Here is a 16,614-nt window from a genome sequence, read left to right on the forward strand (position 1 = left end):
CGTTAATTTTATACAGGTTGGATGGCGGAATGACGTTGTATCAAAAGATGTTGGTGTTTTACGCAATCATGGCGGCAGTCTGCGCCCTGATCACCTGGTTCTTGTCGAAAGATCGTAAACGTATCCGTTTTCTCAGCGCATTTCTGGTGGGGTCGACCTGGCCGATGAGTTTCCCCGTGGCGCTGCTGATATCTCTTTTCTGACCTCTGCCTGACCCGCAGCGCATTGCCTGCCTACGCCCGACGCGGGAAAAAAGACAATGAAGCCCGCATTTGCGGGCTGTCAGGGTTAACGTAGCAGGGCCTGTAACGTCTGACGATCGTCAGGTGAGAGGTCGTGCGGATGCTGGAAGTCACAATTCTCGATTGCCCGGGTATACAGCGCGACCAGCCAGTCGTAAACGTAGGCTGTGGCCGCATGGATCGGCTGTTCTGCCAGGCGAGTCAGGCGTGGCGTAGCGCTACTGACGATCGGGGTGACAAAAATCGCCTGACCTTTTCGAATACGACTGGCAGGACGCGAAGCCACTTCTGTATCGGCATAGCCGAGCCAGCCGATAAAATTCCCCATCACAGCCTGTAGTTGCGCGGCGCTGCTTTTGTCCGTCTCCACAATGGCCTGCAATTGCTGCGGCAAATCCAGCCGATAGCTGCTGACAATTAAGGTATCCGCTATTTGCTGCATGACGTCTGCCGTCAAGCCGAGCCGGTTGGCCACTGCGCTGTTTCGGCTCCACTGGCGCAAATGATTGATCCACACCCGGTGTGCCATACGCGCTTTATCCTGCGTCTGATAACGATCCGTCTGGCTGCTGTGGGTGTCGGCAAACAGATCGATAGCGTCGGTGAAAAGCCCGTTCACCTGCTCCTCACGAGGCTGCTGAACAGTCAGTAGCGTCTCGAACGCCTTCAGCGGGGGAATCAACCCTTCAAGCAGTTCTCCATGGCGCGCCGCCGCGCCCTGCAAGGTGCGCACCATGGCTTCGGCTTGCGTGCGTCGGGCCTCAGGCGTCATCTGCGCGGGGGCCAGGTAGCTCTGCATCAGTGCGCGAAGCTCGTCCTGAACCTGCGCTTTCAGCTTCAGTAACCGGCTGTGTCGCGGTGCTGAAAGAGTGGCCTGCGACAGCCACTCCACCATGCGCTGCATGCTGTTGGCATCCAGCGCCTGCAGCGTACCCCAGTGTTGCCCGGGCTTGCTGAGCAGTTGCTGGACGGCTTCATCCAGATTCGATTTTGTGGTAAATCGCGCGTCCTGTGGGGTAATGGCCCACACCAGCCCAGGCAGCGCAGCGTCTTCATCCGGTTGCGTCTCTTTTACCCAGTTAAGCAGCACCTTCGCCGTGCGGGCCGTCTGCTGATGGTGCGCGGTGGCGTTGCAGATTACCAGCACATCCGGTTGTAACTGCTGGCGATAATGCTCCAGAAGCCACTTGTTTTTGGCCTGTTCCAGCGCAGAAGCAGCCTGCTCTGACGATGCGGGGATATCGATAACATCAACGTTATCCAGCGCGCAGTTCTCAACGGGCAGCACCAGTTCGCGGGTCAGCAGCGCCAGCATATCCACCGGAATACTGATGGCATTATGCAGATGACCGTCGTGAAGAGGATGCAGGACTGCTTCCTGGGCCTCCGGTACGGCCAGATCGCCACGGGTCAGGAACCCTTCTCCCGGCAGACCAAAATTATCCACCAGCAGGCTTAGCGGTGCGGCAAGTTCATGTGCGTGACCGGTCTGGTGCAGAAGGTGCGCCAGCTTCAGCCACTGCTGCGTCAATTCCTGCTGCTCACCCCATAACAGCGACCAGAGACTGGCGCGGGAGCTCAGATCAAGGGCCGGGACGAGTAGCGCAAACTGATGCCACAGCGAATCATCCAGCTGCTGTTCTGCGCCAGGCACGGCAGAACGCCAAAAGCGGGAGATGGCACCGACATCGGCGGCGGTCATGCCGGGTACATTTTGCGACTGTCGCAGGGCACGCCATTTTTCAAGGCGTGCCTCAATCACTGACCTGCCAACCGGGCGAAGAGTCCGATCGTGTCTGGCGAGCAAAATGAACAGCTGCACCAGTTCGGCCTCGCTGATCAGGCGTAAGCGCAGGGGAAAAGCATCATCGGCGACGTCATGCTCCCCGCAAGAGAAGCGCACGGCCATATTGGTCAGGGCATGACCGGGGTTAATATGGGCAAAGTAATCGTAAGTACGCATTCCGGGGGTGACGTTCAACCGGCCATCCTCGCTTGCGCAAAGTGAAACAAGCAGATGCGCTTTTGCGGCCTGTGAATGCCCGTATAAACCAATCGCGCTTTTTCCCGTGAGCGCGCGATCGATCGCCTGCTCACGCGCGGCCATTGCCGTCAGGCGTGCCAGTAAAGCGTCTGCGTCGTTGTCCAGCATGGGGGCGTGAAGACGCGTTTCGTTAATCCACCCGATTATGGCCTGGGTGGTGGCAGTCATCGCTGTCATTTCAGATATACACTCCCGCTGTCGATCCAGTAGTGGCTGCCGCTATGACGGCGATCGGCCAGGGTATTCAGTTTAAAGGTTAAGGCGTCCGAGGGAACCGGGGTGCCGTCCTGCAGCCAGGCATCGCTCAGCTCAAAGGCTTCCGGGCCTTCCTGCTTGCTGCCGCCGCGTAGCGTCAGGCGAACGTTCAACACGCCGTCGCCGGCGATGGTTTTTGCCAGCTCGGCGGAGTTAATACTTAACGTATAAAGCGGCGTGGCGGGCCAGCGCGTATTGGCCAGCTGACGGAAGCCAAGCGTGACATTCCCGCGCAGCGGGAAGTGCAAACGCGCATCCAGCTTCGCGCCGGGTTTATCCAGATCAATATCCTGATACCAGACATTCTCTTCGCGCAGCGTATTCACGGTGTTATCCAGCACGCCCAGATAGCGTACCGTCGAATAGGCTCCGATGTCCGCCGCTTTGAAGTTAAAGCGCGGCAGCCTGAGATCGAGCGCCAGACTGCACAGCATGGCTCCCACGGCGGCGGTCGATTTTGGATTGCCGATGCGCCCTTGCTGGCTGAACGGATACCATTCATGCACCTGGTATTTATCCAGCCAGACGATCCGATTGACGGGCACCGGCTGCAGATGACGAATCAACGCCTGAACGCCTGGTAAACAGCCCGGACGGCCAGTAATCAGCAAAATATCGCAGGCATAATGCGAAATGGCTTCACATACGGCGTGAAGCGGTGCGGCGAGGGTAAACTGGCCCGCCAGCATGGCATCCTGCATTTCATGGAAATTCACGTGCAGCGGAACACTGAACAGATCGAAAGGAGCCGATCCGGACGGCAGGGCATGATCGATGGCCTGCTGTAAATAGTTCATCACGTTGCGCGTGGGTTTCTGAGGGAGCAGGTCACCAAAAGTGGCGTGTAAACCGGCGAGCGGGTCGTCAACGTCGCTGCTTTCCCAGCCTGCCAGTATCGCGTGCCCAATGGGCATAAAAAGCTGTAGCGCGGTCTGCTGGCGTAAAACCGCCTGCGTATCAATACGTCCTGAATCCCCGAACAGAGAGGCCATCAGCAGCGAGGCGTCAGCGATCCCCGATTTTTGCAGCTGCGTTTGCAGCGCGGGGAGCACGTAGCGCTGAATGACGTCGAGCAGCGTATCGTCCCCGGCGACCTTGAACCCCTCACGGAAGAGCAGCTGCGGGGTGATTTTGACGTTGTTGCCGGAGCCATCGTCCAGTTGATAATGGGTAATCGCCATATCGGTGGTGCCGCCGCCGATATCAATGGAGGCCACGCGCAGCGCACGGCCTGGCTGACTTCCAGGTTCTACGGCGCGGTCCGGACGGGCAAGCGACGCAAAAAACGCTTCGGTCTGGCCGCCAAAATGGGAGATAGCTTCATTATAAAGCCACACCAGTTGACCGCAGCTGGCTTCATCCCACTCCATCTGGATTTCCGGCACCGGGACGACGCTTTTTTCCTGCTGTTTGCGGCTGGCAAAATCATCATCCTGCGGGTGCCAGCCCATGGCTTTCCATACAATAGCGATGGCTTCAAACATGCGACGGCGAAATATCTCGCGCTCCTGTTTCGGCATCGCTGATGGCAGCGTCAGGATTAGCGTGCGTAACTGGCGCGGAGAGGCAGGGAACCCAAGCCGCAGTCGCGTGGCTACGCTGTTAATTTGCCCCAGCGCCTGCGCCAGAAGTTCGCACAACATATGCGTCATCAATGTGCTTCGGCTGTACTGCGGGGAGAACACCGGCAGACGCTCATCCTGCGGCAGGGTAAACAGCGGCTGACCGTCATCGTTCATCAGGTTCATGAGCGGGAAAGCGGTGGCCAGTGGCTCACGCTGCGTTTTGCTATTCATCTGGCTGAAACGCCAGTCCTGAACCACGGGGGTTTCGTCCCACAGATAGCGGCGCGGGCTGGAAATGCCGCTGTTCCCTTCGGTACCGATACGCTGCGTAGCCAGTTTGCGCGCCTCATCGCCCACGCGGACAATAGACGGCCAGACGAAGGCATCTTCACGACCGCTTTCAACCGAGAAATGCTGCTTGCCAAATCGCGCCTCAGAAAATTCAAGGCGGCTGGTAAAGAGGGGTTCATTCAGGAACTGCGGTTCGCTGAGCGAGCGGACCTGTAATTCAGCGGTCTGACGCAGCCCGTCATTGGCATCACCATGATCTTCAATAATTACACCGCAGGTATGGGTATTACCCACGTCCAGGATCAGATCAACGGGGATAGCCGGAGTGCTTAACGTATGGGTGACAAATTTCACCTCAGGGATCGTGAGCTGTTCGCCCAGCATTGCCAGCAGATTTAACCAGTGCGCCTGATATTCAAAGCTGCGCATCGCCTGCTGGATATCGCGCTCGGAGCGGTTTTCAACGCCCGTCGCCCAGGCGGTAAATGCTTCACGCAGCCAGCCGTCAATCCAGGTCTGATCGAGGAAGTTCAGCACTTCATCGTCGCGCCAGGCCAGCGCAAAGCGGGTGCCATTAAGTATATCGTTAGCAACCGGCGAAAGTCGGGTCGTGGCGTGATCGGCAATCTGGCTGTCGAGAGCAAAGGTGACGCGATGCGTGTTGCCGCTGCTGTCAGGGGCATCGAGCTTACGAATTTGAACCCGAGCCCAGTTGTCAGGCCCCTCGACAAACGTGCGCGGGGGATTAAAGCGTAAAAAGGGGACCGGTAACCAGATACCGTCCAGCACGTTCAGGGAGACGTGCAACGGGATCGTGCATTCTGGCTTCACCACTTCAGGCTGCCTGCCGTCGGAGCCGGGCAGGGTATAGCGCCCGTTAATCAGATCGTAATCCAGACGCAATAATGGCCCGTTTGCGGTTTTACGCACGAAGCGGCCATGGCGGGCCGAGTCCTGCGGCGTCAGGCCAAAGTCGAGGAATTGTACGCCGCTGTTCGCAATCAGCGTGACGCTTTGTTTGTAGTCGCAAAGATTTACCAACATAAATCAGGCACCTGCTTTTTTGAACGTCAAAGGAACGACGGTTTTGGCATCATAACGTGCTGAACATTCCGCCACGTCGTTGGTCCCTGCTTTACAGGTGATTTCCGGCATCGGGTAGCGCGAACCGTCGGTGCAACGGGCATTACCGCGGGTTTTGATCAACAATTCCCCGTTGCTATGCAGGCCGGAGAAGATGTCCGTACGACAGACAACATTGTCACCGTGCACAACCCGTGCGGTGCCTTTATTGTTTTGTATTTGATAGCGAAGTGAAGGTGGCTTGCCGGTGATGGGATCTTTAACATCCAGCATCACGCGCCAGCTGCCGTTCAGGAAACGCGTCGATCCGGTTTTAACCTGCAGGGCGTCCATCACCAGGGTTTCTTTCGGAATGGCGCTAATGACCACGGTCTCGTCAGCGGGCTTGGGTTCAGGCGCTTTCACGCTCACCGGGACAACGTCGGCCTGGTGCAGCGGCAAATTCATCGCCAGCGGAGGCACCGATTGTACAGGCTTGGGCGCAATCGCGACCGGTGCCGGAGCCGGTGCGGCGGCGACGGGCTCAGCGGAGGGGGCCGCTTCAGGCCACATCAGCGGGGTGGCAACGGCCGCAACCAGAACAGCAGCCACCGGCAGTGCCCAGAGGTGCAGACGACGTTTCGCTGTCTTAATGACAGGTGCCGGTTCGGCTGGCGGCGTCTCTTCCTGGATGACAGTGGGTACAGGTTCGGCACCATAAACCTCATCAACGGTCATGCGCACCACCGGAGGCGGGGTCACCAGCGGGGCATCGGCTTGCTCAAAGGCCATAACCGGCGCAGGCTCAGGGTCGGGCTCGGGCTCTTCGATTGGGGCGGACATAGGTTCAGGCAGCAGCGACTCCCGCAGACAATCCAGCACATCTTCCCGGGCATTTTCGTTCAGACTCACAAAACCCCAGAACGTGATAACCGGCTTACCGTCCACGAGGAATAGGAAATTTTCCCCCGGGAACTGGAACGCTTTTGCCAGCAGTGAACCGAACAGCTGTTGCGCCGTTTTCGGCGACTGAAGGCTCTTTTTGCTCAGTGACGACACACTTGCCAGGGTGTTTTCCAGATAGCGAAGGGCGCGTAAGCGTGCCTCTTCATCGGCGGCTTTCCAGCTCGTCACGGTGCCTTCAAGGGGGGCATACCAGTCCACGCGGTCTCCGCCATCGTTAACCTGCGGGATCGCCAGGCAATCGACAATGGATTGTTGTTTACGCAGACGAAGCGCTTCACGAATTTGCAGTGCTGATTCAAAAACGGCCTGTCCGCCGCCGCCAACGGCCTGAAAATCATCCAGATTACCGCTGCGTAAAAGTGTTTTTGCCACGATTTGGTCCTGTAGACTTCTTCACCCCTCTACTTTAACCAACCCCTGGTGTCAGCAAACGCGCGATGAGACGCTAAAAGCGGTGATTTCTTAGGGCATTGAAAATGACGGTTGTGCTTGACGAACAAGGGCACTTAAGGCAAATCGACACGGTGACCCTGGCGATAATGTCAACGAATTACGCTGTTTTAGAATAACCTGAGCGTATTTCGTTATTTGCCACTGCGTAAGGGCTATGCTGTTATTACCATTCGCCATAAAAATTCGAATAGGGTTATAACCATGTCTACAGGGAAAACGTTGCTGGCGTTAGCGCTCAGCACACTCTTACCGGCAAGCGCTGCCTGGGCGGCCAATAACGACACGCTGATCTACTGCTCCGAAGCCTCGCCTGAGTCTTTTAATCCGCAAATTGCCAGCTCCGGACCCTCGTTCGTTGCCAGTTCTCAGGTGTTATATAACCGCCTGATCAATTTTGATCCGGTCAAAAACACCCCGGTTCCGTCGCTCGCCGAGTCCTGGACCATCTCACCAGATGGTAAAACCTATACCTTTACGCTACGTAAGGGCGTGAAGTTCAACAGCAACAAATTCTTTAAACCGACCCGTGATTTCAATGCGGATGACGTTATTTTCTCCGTTATGCGTCAGAAAGACCCTAAACATCCTTATCACAATGTCTCACAGGGGAATTACGAATATTTTAATGATGTCGGGCTGGATAAGCTGATTCAGGACGTCAAAAAAATCGATGATAATCACGTACAGTTTGTGCTGAGCGAACCCAACGCGGCTTTCCTGGCTGACTGGGGCATGGATTTCGCCTCCATCCTCTCAGCGGAATATGCGGATGCAATGCTGAAAAAAGGCACACCTGAAAACGTGGATAACTGGCCAATCGGCACAGGCCCTTATGTCCTTCAGCAGTATAAAGTGGACTCTTTGATCCGCTATATCGCGAATCCAGACTACTGGGATGGCGCGGTGCCGACGAAACACCTTATCTTCTCCATCACCCCGAACGTGGAAACCCGTCTGGCGAAACTACAAACCAACGAGTGCCAGGTTATTCCTGCACCGTCGCCCGTGCAGTTCGATGTGATTAAAAAGAATAAAGACCTGACGCTGCACTCGGTGTATGCGTTAAACGTGGGCTATCTGGCGTTTAACACCGAGAAAAAACCGTTTGATAATGTGCTGGTGCGCCAGGCGCTGAATTATGCCACCGATAAAAAGGCTATCGTCAATGCCGTCTTTATGGGCTCCGGCACGGTCGCCAAATCGCCAATTCCACCTAATATGCTCGGTTATAACAAAGACCTACCCGATTACGGTTACGACCCTGAAAAAGCGAAGGCGCTCCTGAAGCAGGCTGGTCTGGAGAAAGGCGCTGAGGTGACATTATGGTCAATGCCGGTACAGCGTCCGTATAACCCGAATTCCCGCCGTATTGCTGAGATGATTCAGAGCGACTGGGCGAAGGTCGGTATCAAAGCCAAAATCGTCTCCTACGAGTGGGGTGAATATCTTTCGGGTATGCGTAAGGGCGAGCACGACAGTGCGCTGTTTGGCTGGATGTCCGACAACGGTGACCCGGACAACTTCGCAGATGTACTGCTGGGCTGTAATAGCATTAAAACCGGCTCCAATGCGGCACGCTGGTGTGACAAGGGATACAATGCGCTGGTAGAAAAAGCGAAACTGACCAGCGATCCGGCAGAGCGTGCGAAGCTCTACGGCGAAGCTCAGGTCATTTTCCATGACCAGGCGCCCTGGATCCCGCTGGCAAACGGCAAAACATTCTATGCAACGCGTAGCAATGTCACCGGCTACAGCGTGAGCCTGATGGGCAGCGACTTCTCGAAAGCGAAGCTGAACTAACTGTAATGCCCTTCCCTTTGGGGGAAGGGCATCGACGACAAGGAGTGACAATGTCACATCTGCAGGAGGTCACCGCTCGCGTTGACGCGGCGGTGGAAGAGAGTGTTATCACCCATATGAACGAACTTCTGATCGCGCTGAGTGATGACCCGGAGTTAAGCCGTGAAGCGCGCTATGCGCAGCAGCAGCGGCTGCGGATCGCCATTGCCCACCATGGCAAGCAGCATAAAGAAGAGCAGGACGCGCGGCTTGACCACCTGACCAAAGGCGGCACGATTCTTTAAGTTCAAAACTGGCGTCGGGCGACAAGCCAGGCGCCAATCACCAGCAATACTGCGCCACAAACGGGGCCGACTAATGCCCGCAAGGGGATGCCGTGACTTTTAAGGATGTCCATCGCCAGTCCGCCAATTAACTGGCTGGCAACCAGCACCGCAATCGTGGTCGCCGCACCGACATACTGATAACCACTGATGCTGGCAAAGACAAAAAATGAACCCAGCAGACCGGGTATCAGCGTCCACCAGCGAACCGTCGCCACCAGCTCACTGAATCCTGAGAGACCGTTTTTGACCAGCAATATGCTGACAAAAAGCACGATCCCCACCAGTGAGTTCAGCAGCATGGCAATCAGAATCGTCGATGACGACTGGGTGATGCGCACCATCAGCGTGTTTTGCACCACCAGTCCAATCCCGGCCGCCACCAGAAAAACCATCGTCAGGGACTGATTCATCAGATGCCGTCCGGGTCGGTACGTTCATCGAGCTGCAACTGCATAAAGGTCAGATCAAGCCAGCGACCAAATTTCGTGCCGACCTGCGGCATTTGCCCGGTCACCACAAAGCCTAACGTTTCATGCAGATGAATAGAGGCCTTGTTCTGGGTTTCGATGCCCGCGACCATCACATGTTTGCCCACGTTTCGCGCCTCGGCAATCAGGTGACGCAGTAGCTCCCGTCCGAGGCCTTTTCCCTGATGCTGCGGATGAACATAAACCGAGTGTTCTACCGTGTGGCGAAAACCGTCAAAGGCGCGCCAGTCGCCAAAAGAGGCATAGCCAGTGACCACGCCATTCTCTTCACTGACCAGCACCGGGTAGCCCATCAGGGTACGCGCCTCGTACCAGGCGATGCGATTATCGGTATCCACGGTGGTGTCATTCCAGATGGCGGCGGTATGGACAACGGCATGGTTATAAATCTCGCCAATGGCGGCGCAATCTTCTTTACTGGCGTGACGAATGATCATGGCAAACCTCAGACTGGGTGTTCACTATAGTGGTACGTTAGTATCACAATATTACACAATGAAACCGGCACATCGCTACGCTATAAGTCATATTTTTTTGTTATGACAACAGGATTGAAATCGGTTTCATACACTATAGTATGACGTTATGGAGACTATGACAGACAATATTAATCAACGGATTAGCGCACGTATTCGCCTTGAACGCGAGGCGCGCGGCTGGTCGCTCAGCGAGCTGGCCGAACGGGCAGGTGTGTCACGCGCCATGATCCACAAAATTGAACGGGGTGAAAGCAGCCCGACGGCAACGCTGCTTGCGCGGCTATCCGGCGCTTTTTCCATCAGCATGTCGACGTTAATTGCCCGCGCAGAAATGCAGGAAGGCAAGCTGCTGCGCGTTGAGAATCAGCCCGTCTGGCGGGATCCGCAAACCCATTATCTGCGTCGTCACGTCTCACCGCGGACCGATCTTCCTATTGACCTGGTTCAGGTTGAGCTGCCGGGGGACTGTGATGTCCCTATGCCTGCATCGTCCTATGCGCTTGCCCGCCTGCTGATCTGGGTGCAGGCCGGGGAGCTGGTGTTTCAGGAAGGCGACACGCGTCACGAAATGAAAGCCGGGGATTGCCTCGAACTGGGGCCGCCCAACGATTGCCGTTTTATCAACGAAACATCGTCACCGTGCGTTTATCTGGTGGTACGTCTCAATCAGTCCGGCTCTTAATGCTAAGGCGTAACCTGGCATCCGGGGCTAGTCTTTAGAGACATTTGCACAACGTAAGGATCAAGTTATGACGCAAAACACGACGCAAAATCGCCGACTGGTACTGGCTTCCCGCCCGCAGGGCGCGCCAGTGGCAGAAAATTTCAGACTGGAAGAGCAACCTGTTGCCGAACCCGCCGACGGACAGGTGCTTTTGCGCACAATATGGCTCTCGCTGGACCCTTACATGCGTGGTCGCATGAGCGATGCGCCGTCTTATTCTCCGCCGGTTGAGATTGGCGCGGTAATGGTTGGCGGCACGGTGAGTCAGGTGGTGAAATCCCGCCATTCTGAGTATCACGAAGGTGAATGGGTACTCAGCTACAGCGGCTGGCAGGAATATGAACTGTCTGATGGCACTGGATTAGTCAAGCTTGGCGACGATCTCGAACACCCGTCCTGGGCACTCGGCATTCTGGGTATGCCGGGGTTCACCGCCTATATGGGGTTATTGGATATCGGCCAGCCTAAAGAGGGAGAGACCCTGGTGGTCGCAGCCGCAACCGGGCCCGTGGGAGCGACCGTCGGGCAAATTGGCAAGATTAAAGGCTGCCGGGTCGTCGGCGTGGCAGGAGGGGCTGAAAAGTGCCGTTATGCTGAAGAGGTGCTGGGGTTCGACAGTTGTCTTGATCATCACGCCGACGATTTTGCCGGGCAGCTTGCCCGGGCATGCCCGAAAGGTATCGACGTCTACTATGAGAACGTGGGCGGCAAAGTGTTCGATGCGGTATTACCGCTTCTCAATACCTCTTCACGCGTACCCATTTGTGGGCTGGTAAGCGGGTATAACGCCACAGGGTTGCCCGACGGTCCCGATCGTCTGCCATTACTGTTGGGCACGTTGTTGAAAAAGCGCATCAGAATGCAGGGCTTTATCATCGCTCAGGATTACGGCGACCGTATCGGTGAATTCCAGGAAGAGATGGGGCGCTGGCTGAAAGAGGGTAAAATCCACTATCGCGAGCAGGTCACCGACGGTCTGGAAAACGCACCGCAGGCGCTGATTGGTCTGCTGGAAGGTAAAAATTTTGGCAAAGTCGTGATTCGCGTTGCGCAGGATAACGGATAAATCCGATTTGTGGCGGGGTTCCCCGCCATAATATATTCTTAATATTCGACTATAATGTTTTTAATAATACGTTAAGAGTTACCCAGTCTCACTACAGGGATTGAGCTCTAATTATTCATTTGTTTATTTGTTGTACTTTAGCGTCACTCCAACACCAGGCATAAAGATACAGGAGAGTTCTGCAGGCATCAGTGCGTCATTACTGATGTGTTGAATCGTGCTTTATGTTTGTTACGGGAATTAAACATGCTTGATTTGGAAAACTTGGAAAAAGCACAACGACTCAGCCTCACGATGCAAGTTGAGGTAAGCCTGAAAAACGCACTCATCGTTGGCGCGTTAAAACCGGGAGCCCGGCTTATCACGAAGGAGATTGCCGATAAACTGGGCACCAGCATTACGCCCGTGCGCGAAGCCTTGCTACGCCTGGTATCTGCAGGTGCGCTCCATGCTACCCCTGCGCAAGCGTTCATGGTGCCCGAAATGACGCTGGAGCGTTATACCGAAATTAATGCCATTCGTAAGCAGCTTGAAGCGATGGCGGTAGGGGCGGCGTGCCAGCAGATGACCCCCGGTAAATGGCAGGAACTTCACGATCTGGCTGAAAAATTTCATGATGCCATGGATAAGGGTGAAGCTCAGCGGGCGCTCAATGCCAACCGGGCGTTTCGCTTCCGTCTTTACGAATACGCCCAGATGCCCACGCTGTCAGCGTTGATCGAACAGCTCTGGGTGCGTATCGGGCCTTGCTTTAACTACCTTCACGCCAGCGTGCATGATATTGCGAAATATCCCTACCGCTATGACGATTTGCTTGCTGCCCTTGAACGAGGGGATGCACAAGCGGCACAGAAATCAATTGATAAACTCATTGATGCGTCGACAGCGCTCTTACTACAACAGTATTTTAGTTAAGTGATAATTTTATACAGAATACGATTTTATACGCGCACTATCTCACTTCTTTATTATCTCCCGGTGGCATTTTCTGCCGGGAACGATGTTTCATTTTTTTCATAATCCCTCCTGGATGCCCTGAAATAACCCTGACACCTGCCGATAAACTGAAAAGGCACATTTGCCTTTTGAGGAGTCAGGAAGATGCATTTCAACCAACGATTACGAAATATAAACATGAGCAAAAAGCTCGGGATGGGGTTTGGTCTGGTATTGCTACTGGTGGCGGTGTCAACGACCATGAGCGTGTTGCGTTTTAAAGAAATCCGCGAGGTCTACCAGCAAACTAACCTGATTTATAACATCAATATTGAAGTATTTCAGGCCAAGATCAACCGTCTCAAGTTTTTGTATACGGGTGATGAAAAATCGGGTCAGGTCATGTCGGGTTACGTCAAACATGCGGTGGCGCTGACGCAAGAAGCTAAACAAAGACAATGGAGCGCGCAGGAAGCACTCATTATTGATGCTATCGACGGACACCTGGCACAGTTTGACCGCAGCGTGGAAGCAATGCAGGCAGCCATGGTCACATTCAATGCAAACAAAGGCGATGCCAGCGCCCGGCAAAGTGTGGAAGCGGCTGAAGAAAAAGTGAAAGTAGCAGGCGATGAGAGCAGCGCGGCCATTCGGCAAATTATTGCGCTGGTGAAAACACATAACGATTCTCTCGCCAACAGCTCCAGCTCCATAACGGCGATAGTCGGTCTCGTCGCGATCCTGTTTGGTATTCTTGTGTCGTGGTGGGTCACGCGCCAGATCACCCGTCCGGTCAATCACAACCTGCAGCTCGCAGAGAAGATTGCCAGCGGCGATCTCAGCTCGGATATTCACCCACAGGGCGATGATGAGCTAGGTAAACTGACCGGCGCCATGGGGCGGATGAACGACAAATTGCGTGCGATGATTGGCGAAGTGCGCAGTAGCGTTTCTCAGGTATCACAGGCCGCCAGCGATATCGCAGAGGGCAATACCGATCTCTCCTCACGCACGGAGCAGCAGGCGGCGGCCGTGGTACAAACCGCCGCAAGCATGGAAGAGCTGACGGCCACGGTGAAGAACAACGCCGATAATGCGCGTCATGCCAGCAAGCTGGCAGCAGAGGCCTCCCGCACGGCAACGCAGGGCGGAAGCGTTATGCGCGATGTCGTCAGCACCATGAGCGATATCAATACCAGTTCGCAGAAGATTGCCGATATCACTGCCGTTATCAACAGCATTGCCTTCCAGACCAATATCCTGGCGCTTAATGCCGCCGTGGAAGCCGCGCGCGCGGGTGAACAAGGGCGCGGGTTTGCGGTCGTCGCCAGTGAAGTTCGCAGCCTTTCTCAGCGCAGCTCTCAGGCGGCGAAAGACATTGAACAGTTGATCAGCGAGTCGGTATCCCGTATCTCAACGGGCAGCGATCTGGTGGTTAAGGCCGGACAAACCATGGAGCAGGTCGTGGATTCAGTCACGCGGGTGAACGATATTATGGGCGAAATCTCGTCTGCCTCGGAAGAGCAGAGCAGGGGAATCGAGCAGATCTCACGTGCGGTTATGGAGCTGGACACCACCACTCAGCAAAACGCATCGTTGGTCGGCGCATCGTCAACTGCGGCAGGGGCGCTGGAAGACCAGGCACGTATACTGGAGTCGTTGGTAGCGGCGTTCCGCTTAGAGCAGAACGCCCGAATGGCGTAATATTGTCCCCGGCAGACGTTGCCTGCCGGGGCAGTCTTTATTCGAAACGATAGGAAACCGACAGGCCAACGCCGTAGTTGCGGCCCGGCGCGGGTTCGTAATAACGACCATTTGATTCGTTAACGATGACCGATCCGACATACTCTTTATCGAACAGGTTATCCACCCGACCAAATACGTCCATTCCCCAGCTTCCGTAGTTAAATTTATACCCGGTATTCAGACCCACCACGGTGTATGACGGTGCTTTGGCGGTGTTTTCATCGTCAGCCTGAATATCGCTCATGTAACGCACATCCGTGCCAGCGTACCAGCCCTCAACAGGCTGCCAGCCGAAGGATGCGTAGCCCATATTCCGTGCGATGCCCGGCATACGATTGCCGTTGCAGTCCGTATCGGAACAGACGTTGGTCCGGTAGGTGGCATCCAGATACGTCCATGCCATTTTAAGTTTCCAGTTCTCAGCGAACTGCTGATCCAGGGACACTTCCACACCCTGACGGCGCGTTTTACCGGCGTTTTTATAGCTGGTGCGTCCGCCTGCACTGGCATCCACCACGATTTCGTCATCGGTGTCAGTACGGAACAGGGCGGCAGTCAGCAGACCATTTCCGACGCGTGTTTTACTGCCCACTTCATAGGTGTTATTGGTGGAGGGCTTCAGACCAAAATTCAGCCCGCTCTGGTTCCCGGAACGGTAGGACAGTTCGTTAATGGTCGGGGTTTCGAAGCCACGGCCCGCGGCGGCGTAAAGGTTCCAGCCGTCGGTTACGGCGTATTTTACCGAGCCGGCTGGCAGCCATTTATGGTAGCTGGCCTCGCCGCTATCGTCGCCATTGGCCCCTTTGACGTAACGATCGTTGGAATCAAACCAGACGGAGCTATAGCGCACGCCCGCGTCCACGGAGAGTTTATCCGTAAGCTGCCAGCGGGTTTGCAGATACGGGTCGACGTTCCACATCAGGTTACGCTCGTCACGACGTTTATTGCCTTTGACGCCGTAGTCCGGGGCACCGTTGCGCATCACAAAGTTTTCATAGCCGCGACGATTTTCACTGAGATTTTCGTAGTTCAGCCCGGTGGTAAAGGTCACCGGAACGCCCAGCTCACCCCGGTGCGTCCAGCGGGTATCGATACCCTGGTAATGGCGCTGCATATCAATCACGCCGCCGGAATGCGTTTCACGCAGCTGCGGCTGGTAGGGGATCGACTGGTACTGGGTCATCTCACGTTCGCCGGCATAGGCCATCACGCTCAGATCGTCCTGCTCGCTGAGCTGGCGGTCATAGCGCAGCCCTGCCTGGGTCTGCTTAATGGTTTTACGCGTGTTGTACTGATCGCCACGCGGCGACTGACGCGGGTTGTCGCGCCATTCCTGATAATCCAGACCACCCGGATCGTTGGCTTTCATGTCCACGCTATTGAAGATCAGCGTCAGCTTGCTGGCGTCATCAAGGCGCACGCCAAGTCGGGCGTTGGCGAGGTTTTTACGCGCGCCGCTGTGATCGCGGTAGCCATGCGTGGTGAATCGCGTTGTCGACACCGTGTAATCCACATCGCCCGCGTGCGTACCGTCACCCATCGCTCCCGTGGCTTTCATACCGTAACGCCAGGTACCGTAGCTGCCGTAATAGCTGCTGGCTTCCAGGGTAGGGGGTTCTTTGCCGGTTTCGGTAGTCATATTAATGACCCCGCCCGAGGCGTTGCCATACAGCGCAGAAAACGGGCCGCGCAGCACTTCCACGCTATCAATACTGCTTAAATCGATATTGGACGTTTGCCCCTGGCCGTCCGGCATCGTCGCCGGTATCCCGTCCACATAAAGACGAATTCCCCGCACACCAAACGTCGAACGCGCACCGAAGCCACGCATGGAAAGCTGCAGGTCCTGCGCGTAGTTCTGTCGATTTTGGATTTGCAGGCCCGGCACGCTACCTAAGGATTCGGACAGATTGATTCGCGGCGCGGCATGACGCATGTCATCACCGTTGACCACGCTCACAGCGGCAGGGGTATCAAGCTCAGAAACGGTCTGTGGGGTTGCGCTGACAATCAGGGTTTGCTCTTGCTCTGCGAGCGCAACGGCTGGCGTCAGGACAGCAGGAATCAGTATCAACGGTAACGTTAACTGACGGGCAGAAATGATTTTCATGAATAGAAGCCGGTTAATAAAAAGACGAACCAAATGGAACATGTGACGCCATGTTAAATCT

At 55.5% G+C, this 16,614-nt stretch carries 13 protein-coding genes; 7 read left to right on the forward strand and 6 right to left on the reverse strand.

Going from position 1 to position 16,614, the window contains the following annotated elements:
* The first annotated feature begins 29 nt into the window (after positions 1-29).
* Entirely contained in the window at positions 30-203 is a 174-nt protein-coding gene (locus LZP96_RS11265) for a GhoT/OrtT family toxin (protein ID WP_064326226.1), read from the forward strand.
* Between the two features lie 85 nt (positions 204-288).
* Here LZP96_RS11265 and LZP96_RS11270 read toward each other — a convergent pair whose 3' ends face one another.
* Genes LZP96_RS11270 through LZP96_RS11280 form a run of 3 tightly spaced genes read right to left on the reverse strand, consistent with a single transcriptional unit; the run spans position 289 to position 6,797 of the window.
* Positions 289-2,463, reverse strand: a complete 2,175-nt coding sequence (locus tag LZP96_RS11270; protein WP_064326225.1) for a virulence factor SrfC family protein — start codon at positions 2,461-2,463, stop codon at positions 289-291.
* On the reverse strand, positions 2,460-5,441 hold the full coding sequence (locus LZP96_RS11275) for a virulence factor SrfB (RefSeq protein ID WP_064326224.1): 2,982 nt from the start codon (positions 5,439-5,441) through the stop codon (positions 2,460-2,462). The genes LZP96_RS11270 and LZP96_RS11275 overlap by 4 nt, the downstream gene beginning before the upstream one ends.
* 3 nt (positions 5,442-5,444) lie before the next feature.
* Positions 5,445-6,797: an SrfA family protein gene (locus LZP96_RS11280; RefSeq protein WP_064326223.1), complete on the reverse strand. Its 1,353-nt coding sequence runs from the start codon at positions 6,795-6,797 to the stop codon at positions 5,445-5,447.
* A 282-nt stretch (positions 6,798-7,079) separates the two neighbouring features.
* Here LZP96_RS11280 and LZP96_RS11285 point away from each other — a divergent pair, with 282 nt between their 5' ends.
* Positions 7,080-8,678: an ABC transporter substrate-binding protein gene (locus LZP96_RS11285; protein WP_064326222.1), complete on the forward strand. Its 1,599-nt coding sequence runs from the start codon at positions 7,080-7,082 to the stop codon at positions 8,676-8,678.
* Positions 8,679-8,728: 50 nt separating this feature from the next.
* Positions 8,729-8,962 carry a YdcY family protein gene (locus LZP96_RS11290; RefSeq protein WP_064326221.1) on the forward strand — a complete coding sequence of 78 codons (234 nt, stop codon included), beginning with the start codon at positions 8,729-8,731 and terminating at the stop codon, positions 8,960-8,962.
* A gap of 2 nt (positions 8,963-8,964) precedes the next feature.
* Here LZP96_RS11290 and LZP96_RS11295 read toward each other — a convergent pair whose 3' ends face one another.
* Positions 8,965-9,414 carry a DMT family transporter gene (locus tag LZP96_RS11295; RefSeq protein WP_064326220.1) on the reverse strand — a complete coding sequence of 150 codons (450 nt, stop codon included), beginning with the start codon at positions 9,412-9,414 and terminating at the stop codon, positions 8,965-8,967.
* The gene (locus LZP96_RS11300) at positions 9,414-9,929 is read right to left on the reverse strand and encodes a GNAT family N-acetyltransferase (protein ID WP_064326219.1); all 516 of its coding nucleotides are present in this window, start codon (positions 9,927-9,929) and stop codon (positions 9,414-9,416) included. Before LZP96_RS11300 ends, LZP96_RS11295 begins: the two co-directional genes overlap by 1 nt.
* A 148-nt stretch (positions 9,930-10,077) precedes the next feature.
* On the opposite strand from LZP96_RS11300, the gene LZP96_RS11305 reads away from it, so the two are divergent.
* The 4 genes from LZP96_RS11305 (at position 10,078) to LZP96_RS11320 (ending at position 14,401) form a co-directional block, all read left to right on the forward strand.
* Entirely contained in the window at positions 10,078-10,653 is a 576-nt protein-coding gene (locus LZP96_RS11305; protein ID WP_258926023.1) for a helix-turn-helix domain-containing protein, read from the forward strand.
* 67 nt (positions 10,654-10,720) lie between these two features.
* Positions 10,721-11,761 carry an NADPH-dependent curcumin/dihydrocurcumin reductase gene (gene curA, locus LZP96_RS11310; RefSeq protein WP_064326217.1) on the forward strand — a complete coding sequence of 347 codons (1,041 nt, stop codon included), beginning with the start codon at positions 10,721-10,723 and terminating at the stop codon, positions 11,759-11,761.
* Positions 11,762-12,007: 246 nt separating this feature from the next.
* Complete coding sequence (locus LZP96_RS11315; RefSeq protein WP_064326216.1) at positions 12,008-12,676, forward strand: GntR family transcriptional regulator; 669 nt, start codon at positions 12,008-12,010, stop codon at positions 12,674-12,676.
* 186 nt (positions 12,677-12,862) lie between these two features.
* Positions 12,863-14,401 carry a methyl-accepting chemotaxis protein gene (locus LZP96_RS11320; protein WP_064326215.1) on the forward strand — a complete coding sequence of 513 codons (1,539 nt, stop codon included), beginning with the start codon at positions 12,863-12,865 and terminating at the stop codon, positions 14,399-14,401.
* 37 nt (positions 14,402-14,438) lie between these two features.
* Here the strand turns inward: LZP96_RS11320 and pqqU are convergent, their stop codons facing one another.
* The gene (gene pqqU / locus LZP96_RS11325) at positions 14,439-16,553 is read right to left on the reverse strand and encodes a TonB-dependent receptor PqqU (RefSeq protein WP_064326214.1); all 2,115 of its coding nucleotides are present in this window, start codon (positions 16,551-16,553) and stop codon (positions 14,439-14,441) included.
* Positions 16,554-16,614 lie beyond the last annotated feature (61 nt).

This window comes from Huaxiibacter chinensis (assembly GCF_022171985.1).
In the GTDB taxonomy this organism is placed as follows: domain Bacteria; phylum Pseudomonadota; class Gammaproteobacteria; order Enterobacterales; family Enterobacteriaceae; genus Enterobacter; species Enterobacter chinensis_A.

Excerpts from the sequence above, each read along its gene's own strand:
- LZP96_RS11320 (WP_064326215.1), top strand. The coding sequence starts at position 12,863 with ATGCATTTCAACCAACGATTACGAAATATAAACATGAGCAAAAAGCTC.
- LZP96_RS11285 (WP_064326222.1), top strand. The coding sequence starts at position 7,080 with ATGTCTACAGGGAAAACGTTGCTGGCGTTAGCGCTCAGCACACTCTTA.
- LZP96_RS11275 (WP_064326224.1), bottom strand. The coding sequence starts at position 5,441 with ATGTTGGTAAATCTTTGCGACTACAAACAAAGCGTCACGCTGATTGCG.
- LZP96_RS11300 (WP_064326219.1), bottom strand. The coding sequence starts at position 9,929 with ATGATCATTCGTCACGCCAGTAAAGAAGATTGCGCCGCCATTGGCGAG.
- LZP96_RS11305 (WP_258926023.1), top strand. The coding sequence starts at position 10,078 with ATGGAGACTATGACAGACAATATTAATCAACGGATTAGCGCACGTATT.
- curA (WP_064326217.1), top strand. The coding sequence starts at position 10,721 with ATGACGCAAAACACGACGCAAAATCGCCGACTGGTACTGGCTTCCCGC.
- LZP96_RS11270 (WP_064326225.1), bottom strand. The coding sequence starts at position 2,463 with ATGACAGCGATGACTGCCACCACCCAGGCCATAATCGGGTGGATTAAC.
- LZP96_RS11265 (WP_064326226.1), top strand. The coding sequence starts at position 30 with ATGACGTTGTATCAAAAGATGTTGGTGTTTTACGCAATCATGGCGGCA.
- LZP96_RS11290 (WP_064326221.1), top strand. The coding sequence starts at position 8,729 with ATGTCACATCTGCAGGAGGTCACCGCTCGCGTTGACGCGGCGGTGGAA.
- pqqU (WP_064326214.1), bottom strand. The coding sequence starts at position 16,553 with ATGAAAATCATTTCTGCCCGTCAGTTAACGTTACCGTTGATACTGATT.
- LZP96_RS11295 (WP_064326220.1), bottom strand. The coding sequence starts at position 9,414 with ATGAATCAGTCCCTGACGATGGTTTTTCTGGTGGCGGCCGGGATTGGA.
- LZP96_RS11315 (WP_064326216.1), top strand. The coding sequence starts at position 12,008 with ATGCTTGATTTGGAAAACTTGGAAAAAGCACAACGACTCAGCCTCACG.